Origin of the sequence: Pseudoalteromonas sp. Of7M-16 (assembly GCF_022347805.1) — a bacterium.
Classification (GTDB): domain Bacteria; phylum Pseudomonadota; class Gammaproteobacteria; order Enterobacterales; family Alteromonadaceae; genus Pseudoalteromonas; species Pseudoalteromonas luteoviolacea_F.
In genome coordinates this window covers 152,266-165,588 of sequence record NZ_JAKRFY010000004.1, presented here as the reverse complement: position 1 = coordinate 165,588, position 13,323 = coordinate 152,266, and the positions used below count along the sequence as shown (strand labels likewise).

Below are 13,323 nucleotides of genomic sequence, written 5' to 3'. Positions count from 1 at the left end.
AAATAAAAACAAACGACTATCAAAATGATGCCAATAAAGCACCAATAAGGTGCTTTAATACTTCTATTTAGACACAAAAAGAACGCGCAAAATACATCAAAATGGTTATCGAGAAGTACTCTATGAAACACATACCTAGCCTTCTTTTTTCTTTAGCCTTGTCGACTTCGGCAATGGCCGGTACATCCCACGGTTATGGCATACATTACATTCATGGTGAGGGTGATGTTCGAGGTGTTAAGCTTGCATATCAATATCATACCAATGACTGGCTACCAGAAAACTGGCACCTAGTTAATATGTATTTTGAATCAAGCGTTAACTTTTGGCGGTTTGGCGACAGCGGCAAGTATGATCAAAATTTTGTATTGGCCGTCTCCCCTGTGATCCAATACCCTATCACTACCGTCTACAACAAGCCTTTATCCATTGAATTTGGCATTGGCGTAGCGTTATTAGAAGATACGCAGTTTGCAGGTAAGAACGTCAGCACTCACTATCAATTTGAAGACAGGCTTGGATTTGTTTATGACTTAGGAGATGCCAATATCGCGATGCGATATATTCATTATTCTAACGCGGGGTTTAAAAGCCCCAACCCAGGGCTGGACTTTTTATCTTTATCGTACTCAGCAAAGTTCTAAACGAAAAAGCCACAACCTAGGTTGTGGCTTTTTTTATGCGTGTTCTATTTTTATCACTGGCCGCTTTTGACACGAAGAAGTAAGCAAACACGACAAAGTATCTTTTACGGCTTGAGCACTAAACTCTATGAGCTCGATATCAGGCACTTTAAGCTGCCCTGACTTCACATCCGCTAGTAACTTTTGGCCCATAAAGCATAAGTGCTGTTGTGCACATAAGTTGTTTGCCAACCAAGCACCGCCAATTGACACCACTCCAATATTTGGCGCTTTTTCAAACAGCAACTCTTCCGGGATATGACCAAAACCATTTAAACAGGCAATACGACCACAAAAACGCAAATGTCTCAGGTCTTCGATAAAAGAATCTCCACCTGATGTATTTAAAATACAATCGAATCCTTCAGGACCTATTTCACGTTTGATTTGATCACAAACGCTGTCTGATTCACAGTCGAAGGCAAAATCTGCACCGAGCTTACGCAGCCTTTTGTGATGTTCCTTTTGTGCAAAAGCAAATACTTGTGCGCCTTTTTGCTTTGCGTACTGAATTGCAAAGTGCGCCACCGCCCCTTGTGCACTGTTAATTGCTAAAGAGTCGCCCTCTGTAAGCTTTAACTTTTCAATCGCAAGCAACGCAGCCATACCTGCATTAGGTAAGATAACCGCCACCTCAGGGCTGATATCCGTAGGTAATTCAGACACTGCATGGTTTGGCACTACGGCAAACTCTTTTAACATTCCTTTTTGGGCTAAATTTGCATTAAATAAAACCCGCGCCCCTGCTTTAGGAAACACCCCCTTACCTGCTTTGACCACAGTGCCAACAGCGTCAAGGCCCAAAATATGCGGGTATTCCCATTGGCTAAACCCATCCCTTGCCATTCTCGCATCTAAGTGATTGAGTGCCACATATTCAATGGCTACCAGCAGCTCATTGCTACTTGGTTCTGGCATCGCCTGCTCGCTCATGACTAAATCAAAGTCAAGCCCATGCGAGCGTAGCTCCAAGGCCTTCATCTTAGTTTGTTCGGTAGACATAGTTACTTGTTTCTCCAAAAGTGGCGCGTTTGCGAGCATTAAATGCTCGCAACTAAAGCCTTAGACCATTGCCCGTTTAATTCACCATATACACTTACCGACGAACTTAGTAGCATATTTCTCATGGCCATTTGCGATTGTTGCGCTATTAAAACATCTTGCCGCGCATCCAACAACTCAAGATAACCCAATTGTCCCTCTTTATATCCCGCTGTTGCTTGTAAATACGCATTTTCTGCCGCTACAACTTGCTCATGTGCATAATTTAGCTGCACTTTTGCTTGAGATAAAGCCCGGAGTGAATACTCAGCTTGCGCAAGTACATTGGTAAGCTTTTGGCGATAGTCATAATAGCTGGCCTGTGTGATCGCCTCTTGTCTATCCAGCTGAGCCAGCAGTTGTGGATAGCTAAACAGCGACCAACTCAGGGTTGGTGATACCTGCCAATTTGACTGGGTATCACTAAAGTTTATAGCCGTTGGGTTCAATACTCCCGCAAACGCAGAAAAACTGATATCTGGGTATAAAGCACGCTCAGCACTTTGCGACAAGTAACTTTGCTGCTTTAACGTTGCGATGGCACTTTGCACATCACCGCGTTGTAATAATGCATCTGAGGCCGAGCTCAAATTCACCGTAATCGCAAGCTGTTCGTAGCGCGACTTATTAAGCGCAAGTAGGCCCAGATTGCCTGTCGATTTGTTGGTCAATACAGCCAGCGTTTGCTCAACTTGTGCAAGCTCAGTCGCTATTTGTGGTAGCCGCTGCTTATGCTCAAAATATTGTGACTTGGTACGATTAAGCTCAAGCTCAGTGGCTACGCCTTCTTTAACACGGATCTCAATGATCGCAATGGACTCTTCCAGCGCTTTTAGCTGTGCTTCAGTTAATTGCTGAGTCTGCTGCAGCGCTTGCCATTGTATATAACTTTGAATACTGGTTGTCACTAACTCGCCCGCTAAGGCTTGGTATTGCCCTTGCTGTGATTCGGCTGCCGCTGACGCCGCGTTGGCAAGCTTCGCAATGCGTCCAGATAAATCAACATCCCATGTCAGCGCGCCACCACCGTTTAGTGACTCAGTAACACTGCTTTGGGTACCGTTTGGAAGTAAAGTCGTGCCTCTTTGCGCAGCAATATTCACATTACCTTGCGGTAAACGTGCACGCTGCGCTTCACTTAACCCCGCCATTGCAGCGCGCAAGCGCGCTGCAGAAGCCTTAAGGTTTTGGTTAGCTGACATCACGTCAGCCACCAATTGGTTCAAATTATTGTCTTCTAATTGCTGCCACCAGTTGGCTTCATCAGACATAGTCACTGCTGCCAGTGCCTGCGTGTTTTCAACTTTAGTGTTAAACGTCTGCTGACTTGCCGCTACATCTTGCTCATACGATGTGCTAGTGCACCCAACCACAGAGGCCACAGCAAGACTTATAATAGACAGTTTAATTGCTCGCATGTTTATTGCTCCTTAGGCGTTACTAGACGATAAAATACTGGGGTAAATAGCAAGCCGAACACCGTGACACCTATCATGCCGAAGAATACCGCGTTACCCATGGCTTGACGCATCTCTGCACCCGCTCCAGATGCCAATACTAGCGGTACAACACCTGCGGTAAAGGCGATAGATGTCATCAAAATTGGACGCAATCTTAAACGACATGCTTCAATAATTGCCTCTAAGTGTGTCGCGCCCTGAACATGTTTGTCTCTGGCAAATTCCACCATCAATATGGCGTTTTTCGATGCCAGCGCAACTAATACAATCAATGCAATTTGCGTGAATATATTGTTGTCACCGCCAAGCATATATACACCTGCTAGCGCTGAGAATATTGTCATAGGTACGATTAAGATGATCGCCAGTGGCAAGCGTAAACTCTCGTATTGCGCTGCTAGAACCATAAATACCAGTACCACAACCAAGGGGAATACGTACACCATAGTATTACCAGCCAAGATCTGCTGATACGTCACTTCTGTCCACTCAAAAGCCATGCCTTCAGGCAGCGATTTTTCAAGCACTTTTTCAATCGCTTGCTGCGCCTGATCCGAGCTGTAACCTGGCGCTGGACTACCGTTAAGCTCAGCGGTCACGTACCCGTTGTAGTGCATCACACGATCTGGACCCGTCGTCGCTTCTACAGTCACAACGGAACCCAGAGGTACCATGTTGCCAGCAGCGTTACGTACTTTAAGATTATTTATTTGCTCCTTCTTGGCTCTAAACTCAGCGTCAGCTTGTGCTTTCACTTGGTAAGTACGGCCAAACAAGTTGAAATCGTTTACGTATACAGAACCGAGGTATACTTGCAGCGCATCAAATACTTCCTGTAATGGAATACCTTGAATAAGCGCCTGCTCACGGTCGATATTAATATCCATTTGCGGAACCTGTACTCTAAAGCTTGAGTAAAGGCCAGTTAGTGCTGGGTCTTGCTGAGCAGCACCAATGGTCGCTTGCAGCGCAGCAAAGAGCGCTTCAAACCCTTGGTTAGCTCGGTCCTGAATTTGTAGTTTAAAACCACCCGTTGTGCCTAAGCCTAAAATTGGCGGCGGCGGAAATACTGCCACAAAGGCTTCATCAATGGCTGCAAAACGCATATTAAGCTGCATCGCAATTGCCTGTGCTGACAAACTCGGGTCATTTCTATCGGCAAAGTCGTCCAAAGGCGTAAACACAATGCCGCTGTTAGTGCTGTTGGTAAAGCCATTCACAGATAGACCAGGGAAAGCAACCGTATGGGCAACACCCGGCACTTCAAGTGCAATTTCTTGCATCTGCTTAATGACTTCCTCTGTACGCTCTAAGCTCGCAGCATCAGGTAATTGCGCAACGGCAACGAGGTACTGCTTGTCTTGTTGTGGAATAAACCCACCTGGCACCGACTGGAACAAACCAATAGTAGAGCCAACCAATGCAAGATATACCACGCCCACAACCACACTCATACGAATCAGCTTTTTAACGACGGCTTCATAGCCTTTTGCACCTTTATCAAATAAACGGTTGAACGGCTTGAATAACCACGCGCCAAATAGCTTGTCTAAAATACGGGTTAGTCGGTCTTTTGGCGCATCATGCGACTTTAACAAAATAGCTGACAGCGCTGGTGACAACGTCAGTGAGTTAAATGCTGAAATCAGCGTTGAAATAGTAATAGTTAATGCAAACTGCTTATAAAACTGACCAGACAAGCCTGTGATAAATGCCGTTGGGATAAATACCGCACACAATACAAATGCGATGGCGATAATTGGGCCTGTAACTTCGGTCATGGCAATTTTAGTTGCCTCATATGGACTGTGACCGTCGGCAATATTACGTTCGACGTTTTCAACCACAACAATGGCGTCATCAACAACAATACCGATTGCCAATACCAAACCGAATAAAGATAAGGTATTGATAGAGACACCTAACATTTGCATCACAGCAAACGTACCAATCAATGATACTGGTACAGCGATCAGAGGGATGATAGACGCACGCCAAGTTTGTAAAAACACCACCACCACGACAACAACCAGTAGGATCGCTTCCATTAACGTCATGATAACGGCATCAATTGAGCCACGCACAAACACAGTTGGATCATAGGCAATTTCGTATGTCATACCCGCTGGGAACGTTTTCTCAAGACGTGACATGGCCTCGCGCACATCGTCCGACAATTCAATTGCATTGGTACCCGGGCGTTGGAAAATCGGCATCGCCAATGCTGGCTGATTATCTAACATGGCACGCAGTGCATAGTTTTCTTGACCAAGCTCAACACGCGCTATGTCTTTTAAGCGAGTTAGTGCGCCATTCTCGCCCACTTTAATTACAACACTTTCAAATTCTTCAATGCTGCCTAAACGACCTTTTACATTTAATAAAATCTGGAATTGGTTTTCTTCAGGCGTCGGTTGTGCACCCAATGAGCCTGCAGCGACTTGCTGGTTTTGAGTACGTAGCGCATTAACCACATCTGAAGCAGTGAGGTTACGTGCAGCAAGGGCATCTGGGTTTAACCACACACGCATCGAATACTTAGCACCACCAAATAGCTGTAAGTCACCAACACCGGGTAAGCGCTTTAATTCATCTTTGATATATAAATCGGCGTAGTTAGCCATGTAAGCAGTGTCTTGCTCGCCATTTGGCGAAACTAAATGTACAACCAATGCGAGGTTAGGCGACGACTTTTGAGCGGTTACACCCAAACGCTGTACTTCTTGCGGCAATCGCGGTAACGCATTGTTTACACGGTTTTGTACCTGTACTTGCGCTTGGTCAAGATCTGTGCCCAGTGCAAAGGTTACAGTCAGCGTTAAGCGACCGTCACTGGTTGCTTGCGAGCCGTGATACAACATATTTTCAAGGCCATTTAGCTCCTGCTCAAGGGGCGTAGCCACCGTCTCTGCAATAACCTTAGGGTTTGCGCCAGGGTATGTTGCGCTGACAACCACAGTTGGTGGTACAACTTCTGGGTATTCACTGACCGGCAGCTGGAACAGAGAAATAGCTCCTGTGATGATAAAAATCATCGACAACATGGCCGCAAAAATAGGCCGGTTTATAAAAAAGTGGGAAAATTTCATAACGCTCTCTTAGTTTGCCGCACTGAGTAAAACAGGTGCTGATTCAGACTGCTTTAAGACAAACTGAGTATTTTCAAATGCTAAGCTGACTGAATTTGGTGTAATTGGCATACCCGGCCCCACTCGCGCTGGACCATTTACCGCAATGCGATCGCCCGCTTCTAGGCCCGATTTAATTGCGCGGAATGCGCCATAACGCTCACCTAGCTCAACCAAGCGATATTGCAATACATTGTTTTCATCAATGGTTAATACAAATCGGTTTTTTAAATCTGTGCCAATTGCGCGTTCTGGGACGATAGCCATTTGCTGTGCATTTTGTGCACCGATTGATACACGCGCAAATGAACCTGGCTTAAGATTATGTTGTTGTGCATCAAATACTGCACGCACGCGCAGTGTTCCGGTATTTGGGTTAATTTCGTTGTCGATAAAATCAAGCTTACCTGATACCTGCGTTGCTTGACCTAGGCGCTGCAATTGCACTGAAATTTCATCTTCAACAGACACATCAGCAAATTGGCGACTCCAAGTACGCTCATCAACATCAAAGTAGGCGTAAATTTCATCATCAGAAACAATGGTTGTCAGTTCCGTCTCACCCGCTTTAACGTAATTACCCTTGGTCGCTACCGCGCGAGAAATAGTGCCACTGATTGGCGCAGAAACTTGACTAAACTCCAAATCTAACTGCGCATTTTGCAGACGTGCCTCGATGGCATTTTTGTTGGCTATTGCGCTACGAAGTGTCGCACTGCGCTGCTCTGCTTCTTCTGTAGAAATGGCATTTTGTGCCACCAAACGATTTGCACGCTCAGCTTCACCGCGAGCTTGCTCTAAACTTGCTTCAGCGCTTACAAGCTGTGCCTGTAAAGTGTCAATTTGTGCTTGAAAAGGTCTCGGGTCAAGGCTAAATAATAATTGCCCTTTGTTGACACGTTCACCTTCGGTAAATGCCATACGTTCAATCTGACCGGATACACGAGGTTTAAGCAAAACACGTTCTGGGGCTTCGAGGCGTGTAGTAAATGTATGCCAAGACTGAACTTGCTCAAGCTGCACGCTTGCAACGTCAATAGTTAATGGTGGCGGCTGTTGTCCTTGCTGTGCATTAGACTGGCCACAACCACTTAAAACGAGGGCAAGGGCCACTGCACTGAGTGATAAACCTAACTTTTTCATTTGTTGCTCCGCTGGAAATTAATATGTGGACATCGTACGCCTGTTATTAATGACTAAAAATAGTGGTTTTTTAAAAACATTAATGCCAGAATGGCACCAATAGTCATTTTAGTGATGCCAATAATGGATACAACTAGTCGTTTAATCATGCTTTTAGAAGTTGTTGAGCAAGGCTCTTTTTCAAAAGCAGCTGAACTAAGAAACATTGACCGCTCTGTTATATCTAAACAAATCAGTAAATTGGAAGAAGAGCTTGGTGTTCGATTATTAAATCGTACAACCCGTTCATTTTCCTTAACCGCCGCTGGTGCAGAAATGGTAAAAAAGGCAGCAGAGCTTAGGTTACTGCTGCAAGACACAGTGCAAATGGCTGAAAACTACCACCAAGAAGCCAGAGGGTTATTGCGAATAACTTCATCGAGTTATTTAGGTAAATACTACCTAATGCCCGTCATCAATGACTTTCAAAAGCGTTTTCCGCAAGTCACAATAGAGCTGCGACTAGATGACAGAGTGATTGACATGGTCTCCGAAGGGTTCGATTTGGCTTTTCGTGTTGGTGAACCTAGAGACTCCTCCTTAATTGCCAGAAAAATAGCTCGCAATCGTATGCTCATTCTAGCTACGCCGCAGTTTATCGAAACCTATGGTGAGCCAAAAAAGATGGCAGATTTAGCCGAGCTGCCCGCTGCAGCCTATACAAGTAATCATATTCGTTTTGAGTCGATTAGTTACATTGATGAAAAAGGAAAGCAACGAGAGCAACCCATCAATCCCGTATTCAAATCAAATGATGGTGAGGCGCTGTTAGAAAAAGTGCTATCTCACAATGCCTTTTGTACGGCACCTGCATTTTTCTTTGCCGATCACGTTGACCACGAACAGCTGGTCCCTATGCTAACCGACGTCAATTTGCCTGATTACAGTGCCATGTATGCGGTGTATCCTCACCGAGATCTCCCTGTGAGAACACGCCTATTCTTAGACGCAGCAAGACATTATATTGGTGAACCCATCCCACGCTGGGAGCATAATATTCCTAGAATAAACGAGATATACCAACCCAAGTAAAACCCACAAAGGTTGAGGACATATCACTTCACCCTTTGCATCGGACCGGCCTAGCGCTTTCTTGTAAAAGCGTTTTGGCAGATGCCATTTTCAAACCGCTCAGAAAATGTGCATGCAAAGTTAAGTGCCTGTGATTGCTCGCCAAATAAGCGTATGCCACTGCCCAATACAATAGGGATGGTGGTGATGATCATTTCGTCAATCATATCTGCTTTTAAAAAGCTCTGTATTGTCACGCCGCCATCAATATAAAGATTCTCAAACCCCTCGTCGTTTAGCTGTTTTACAAGCTGCGGCAGCTCCCCATTGACCAATCTTATTTTATCTTCATAGCCATTAGGTATGGCCTGCAACGTATTGCTCAGCACAAATACGGGTTTGGTATACGGCCAATCACAGTCAAGACCGCATACGAGCTCAAAGGTGTTTCGTCCCATCACTAACGCATCTATCGAAGCGATATGTTTTTCATATCCCAAATCAAGCCCTTCAGTACCGGGGATTGAATGCAGCCAATCAATGCCATTATTCTTGTCTGCGATATAACCGTCCAAGCTCGTTGCAATAAATACGATATTAGCCATGAATTCCTCTTAGTTGATTTAAGTAATAAACGCAGTTATTCTACACTGTAGAATAAAACCGTCAAATATTGAGTTAGATATGAGCAATGATGCGAAAAAGCGCGGCCGTCCCCAAAAATCACAAAGTGCACTAAGTAAAACAGCTATCATTCGTGCCGCTAAAAATATGATGGCAACAACAGGCAATATTCCCAGTATCCGCAAGTTATCAGCACAACTTGGGGTAGATGCAATGGCGATTTACCATTACTTTAAAAACAAAGATGCCCTGTTAGAAGCCATTACCACCTCGCTAATTGAAGATATTTATACACCACACAACACAGAAGATTGGCAACAGGAGCTCAGTGCCCTATGCAAAAGTTACCTTGCGATACTGAGCCAGTATGATGGACTATTACACACTTTATTAAGCATGAAATCTGACAGTCCAGCAGAGGTATTTATTGGTCGGTTTGAGAAAATTATCAGCGTCTTAGCACTAGATAGCAGCCAGTTTGAAGTCTTTTTGCATCTGTTAGTAGACTATCTACACGGGTTTTCACTCGCTATGAGCTGCGACAAAGGGAACACACTGAAAATTGACGATATTGATAAGCCTCTTAGATTTTTAATAGCAGGAATTAAGCAGGGCTGATCTTTGGCAGAGCACCCCACGCTTACATAGCTTACTGCGCTATAAATTATTCAATCATCACTATCTCTTTTTGTTGTGATATTAGCTTTTCAAACAGCAATTGTGAGTCACCTACATCAGCAATAGATAATATATTCGCATCAAGCTTTTTAATCAGCTGGTAGTGTGCGTGCTTAATATCATAACGCCATAGCCAATTAGCGCTAGAAAGCCCATACAAAAAGCCGTCGCGTTCAATAAACTGAGCTTTGTGAGCATGTTGGTTTAGTACTGATAAGGCCACTACTTGCCCCTGTTCTACACGCCAAAAATGGCCTTTCAGATCCTGATAAATCAACGATTGGGGCTTTAGCAACACTGCATCTTGAACCGCTGTTTTAAGTAAAATCTCTAACTTTCCTTCAAGAGATAAGGTAGCGAGGTGTGTTTCATCCCGTTCTCTATACGCAATCAAACTGTGAGTTGGGAGTCTAGAGCGGTACAAACCCTCAATGTCTTTGTCAGACACTAAAACCCTGCGCTGGCCACGTAAATCATACTGATAAAGCGCTTGGTTAGTCGCAACAATTATACCTTTACTGGTTTGTAACCACTGAAGCGCGAGTACTCGTTCAGGGCCTTTAATTTGCGTAATACGTTTTGATTGTGTACCACCAGAGAACCAGACTTGATCACTGCCATTTCTCGATGAAATAAACGCCAAATATTTTTCATCTGGGCTAAATTGGCCACCCCACTCTCGTCTAGTAGAGCGACTTTGAGAGACGAACACATTTGACACTTTATCAAGCTCAATAGACGCAGAGACTAAATCCGAATCGTAAGTACCATATGTTCCCACAATAGCATTGGTGTGTGGGTGGAAATTAATGCTATAAATATCTTGATAAAGGGGTAGAGTAATAGGTTTTACTTTGCCATCAAAGTTCAGTTCAAACAGAGCTTTGCCACTACCGTATAGCAGCCTTTGTGAATCAGGATCAAAATTGGGATAGATACGTATACTGCTATCAAATGACGCGGGAAAATCTATGATATTTTGCGCTGCGAGCTCACCAGAAGGCGTCAGCAAACTCAATACTTGCCCACCTTCTTTGTTAAACCCTATCACAGCCAACAATTGATGAGTGGGTGAATACCTTAAGACATATAAATGTAAGTTTTTATCTTCAAAAAGGGTGTCAACTTGGTGATCGCTTGTATTATGTATCGCAACACGCAACTGGTTGCTTTGTGTCTCTAGTGTGGCAATTGAATCTGAAGTTAACCACTGAGGGTGATACATCTTGGTCGACTTACATGTTTTTAGGACATGAGGCGTTTGTGGATTATTCAGGGCCTCAGCAAAGTCGATTGCCACCAAATCCCAGCAGTTTTTTACAGCGTGATCATACTCATTGGACTCCTGCTCACATGCTCGGTTTTGCAAAAAGCCCAGCTTTTTTCCATCTGGAGAAAACGTGAACCCCGAGAACTTAGCGCCGCTCAGTGTGAGCTTAACAGCTTGCTCACTAACAAGATCTTTAGCCCACAGCTCACTCTCGCAATGCGCCAAATGACGATAAAATACCAAGTATTTACCATCCGGTGAAAAGAGCCCCGCGCCTTCTTGTACATCACTGGCAGTCAAAGAAGTAAGCTGGGTAAACTCGATCGCCTCACTCTGCGGCTTTGCAAAATAAAACACACCAATCAAACTGATCATAAGTAATGCAATTACCAAAAAAAGCGCAGGCTTTGCGGCTTTCTTTGTGTCTCTGTGCACCACGTCTGTGGATTGGGTTTGTCGATCGCACCACAAAACTGGCACTTCAAGGCTATACCCTTGTTTTGAGTGCGTTTTAATTACTGACTGTGATTTACCGTCATCGCCAAGTGCCTTTCTCAACTCTGCAATAGCACGCTGCAATGAGTTTGGTGATACAACGACGCTTTTCCAAACCTCGTCAATCATGTCATCATGGCTGACTACTTGCCCCTGCCTTTTGGCCAAGCAATATAAAACCGCGATCACTTTAGGCGGCAAGATCAGCTGTTGGTTTTTATAGGAGATTTGATTTCTCGCGGTATCAATGATCCGCTCGTTTATTATTATTTGTCGCACGTATTTTAGCCTAGCTTTTCTTATCAGTGCTCGCTTATACCCCTAGTAAAACACAAATAAGCAATAATTTCATAAAGATATCAAGATAATTTCAGGCCAATTTCATGTTTCCCTTGCTCAGTTTGTCACACTGTAGCCTCAAATATCACAATAATAATTCAGGAGCGTAACATGCAATTTGTATGGTACATATTATTTTTCATCGCGGCTTTTTGTACGCAAGCTAGCGTAAAACCAATCACAGAAACACCACTTATCGTTGGCAAAACGCTCAGTATTTTCTCCAAATATATAAAGGAAACACCAAATTTTGATGTGTATTTACCCTCGGACTATCACACCACATCTGAAAAACGTACCTACCCACTGGTTGTTACGCTCGATGGTTGGCTGGTCTCTGAGGCAACAAATGGTGTTTTAAGCCACCTCGGCGACACCGCTTCCATGCCACAAGCTATTATCGTATCCATTCACTCTCATGATAGATTTGCATGGGGACCTAAATTGCATGCAAGTTATAGTGGATGGACGGGCGACGTAGAAGGCTTTTCACAAGGACGCTCGCAGGATATGATTAACTACTTGCAAAAAGAGCTGTTTCCATTTTTAAAAAGTCAGTACCGCATCAATGATTTCCGTATTTTCATCGGAGCATCGCCCACAGCGGCATTTGGTTTACATACCTTAAACGCAGCGCCTAAACTATTCAACGCGCATTTTCTATTTGCTGCAACCGATGTACTGGGGTTAGGCTATACACCTGACACCACCATGATTGATGCAATCGCTAAAAGCTTCGAGAAGACCCCCGACAGAGCTGGCTTTCTCTATGTCGCGTCAGCAAAACGAGAAGCTGAGAGAAACCCAGTCAGGTATACACTTGCCAAACAACTTCGAGAAGCGCTCGCCCCTTATTCAAAAACATTTAAGTTAAAAGTCGAACACATTGATGACTATGGTCACTACCCCATGATAGTGCCCGGCTTATTAAACGCCATTGGCTTTGTATTTCCGCGTAAAGATTGGGATATAGGTATTAAATTCATCGAGTTCACAAATAACGGGTATCAAACACTGACAGATATCCTCGCGCATTATCAAATGCTCAGTAAACAAGTGGGCTTTGAGGTCTACCCCAACTTAAACCTAAACAATAATGCAGCCTGTATTCGCGCTATTGCTCAGCGCTTACGAGGTCAAGGTCGCCATGGCGAAGCTGATGAGTTATTTAATTATTGGATATCACACTCGCCAAGCTCTGCGTCAGCTGTCGCAGGACTTGCCGTCAGTAAAGAATTGCAAGGTGAAGCAAAAGAGGCACTGACACTATATCGTAAAGCGTTGACACTATCTGAGCCGGCAAATACCAGAAGAAAGGAATGGTTAACGGGTAAAATAGAAACACTGACAAAAAAGTAAACTCGACCCCTTAAATAATTAGTTTGTAACCCATGAGGACCTGTTCCGTCAGG

Annotated in this window: 10 protein-coding genes; 4 read left to right on the top strand and 6 right to left on the bottom strand. The window is 44.2% G+C overall.

The genetic code is table 11. The features are described from left to right. Positions 1–122: 122 nt before the first annotated feature. On the top strand, positions 123–644 hold the full coding sequence (locus tag MHN81_RS05915; RefSeq protein WP_023398085.1) for an acyloxyacyl hydrolase: 522 nt from the start codon (positions 123–125) through the stop codon (positions 642–644). Positions 645–677: 33 nt separating this feature from the next. Here MHN81_RS05915 and MHN81_RS05910 read toward each other — a convergent pair whose 3' ends face one another. From MHN81_RS05910 to MHN81_RS05895, 4 genes are read right to left on the bottom strand one after another with little or no spacing between them, the layout of a single operon-like run. Continuing rightward, positions 678–1,685 carry a zinc-binding dehydrogenase gene (locus MHN81_RS05910; RefSeq protein ID WP_036975295.1) on the bottom strand — a complete coding sequence of 336 codons (1,008 nt, stop codon included), beginning with the start codon at positions 1,683–1,685 and terminating at the stop codon, positions 678–680. Between the two features lie 38 nt (positions 1,686–1,723). Then, complete coding sequence (locus MHN81_RS05905) at positions 1,724–3,142, bottom strand: TolC family protein (RefSeq protein ID WP_239425262.1); 1,419 nt, start codon at positions 3,140–3,142, stop codon at positions 1,724–1,726. A 2-nt stretch (positions 3,143–3,144) separates the two neighbouring features. Then, entirely contained in the window at positions 3,145–6,273 is a 3,129-nt protein-coding gene (locus MHN81_RS05900; RefSeq protein WP_239425261.1) for a multidrug efflux RND transporter permease subunit, read from the bottom strand. Positions 6,274–6,282: 9 nt separating this feature from the next. Further along, positions 6,283–7,455 carry an efflux RND transporter periplasmic adaptor subunit gene (locus MHN81_RS05895; RefSeq protein WP_023398089.1) on the bottom strand — a complete coding sequence of 391 codons (1,173 nt, stop codon included), beginning with the start codon at positions 7,453–7,455 and terminating at the stop codon, positions 6,283–6,285. 123 nt (positions 7,456–7,578) lie between these two features. Here MHN81_RS05895 and MHN81_RS05890 point away from each other — a divergent pair, with 123 nt between their 5' ends. Next, entirely contained in the window at positions 7,579–8,526 is a 948-nt protein-coding gene (locus MHN81_RS05890) for a LysR family transcriptional regulator (protein WP_036975173.1), read from the top strand. 50 nt (positions 8,527–8,576) lie between these two features. Here the strand turns inward: MHN81_RS05890 and MHN81_RS05885 are convergent, their stop codons facing one another. Further along, positions 8,577–9,110, bottom strand: a complete 534-nt coding sequence (locus MHN81_RS05885; protein WP_023398091.1) for a dihydrofolate reductase family protein — start codon at positions 9,108–9,110, stop codon at positions 8,577–8,579. Between the two features lie 79 nt (positions 9,111–9,189). Here MHN81_RS05885 and MHN81_RS05880 point away from each other — a divergent pair, with 79 nt between their 5' ends. After that, positions 9,190–9,747, top strand: a complete 558-nt coding sequence (locus MHN81_RS05880) for a TetR/AcrR family transcriptional regulator (RefSeq protein WP_023398092.1) — start codon at positions 9,190–9,192, stop codon at positions 9,745–9,747. A gap of 46 nt (positions 9,748–9,793) precedes the next feature. Here MHN81_RS05880 and MHN81_RS05875 read toward each other — a convergent pair whose 3' ends face one another. Continuing rightward, a complete protein-coding gene (locus tag MHN81_RS05875; RefSeq protein WP_239425260.1) occupies positions 9,794–11,851 on the bottom strand; it encodes a winged helix-turn-helix domain-containing protein in 2,058 nt (685 codons plus the stop codon). Positions 11,852–12,022: 171 nt separating this feature from the next. Here MHN81_RS05875 and MHN81_RS05870 point away from each other — a divergent pair, with 171 nt between their 5' ends. Beyond that, positions 12,023–13,270 carry an alpha/beta hydrolase-fold protein gene (locus tag MHN81_RS05870; protein WP_239425259.1) on the top strand — a complete coding sequence of 416 codons (1,248 nt, stop codon included), beginning with the start codon at positions 12,023–12,025 and terminating at the stop codon, positions 13,268–13,270. Positions 13,271–13,323 lie beyond the last annotated feature (53 nt).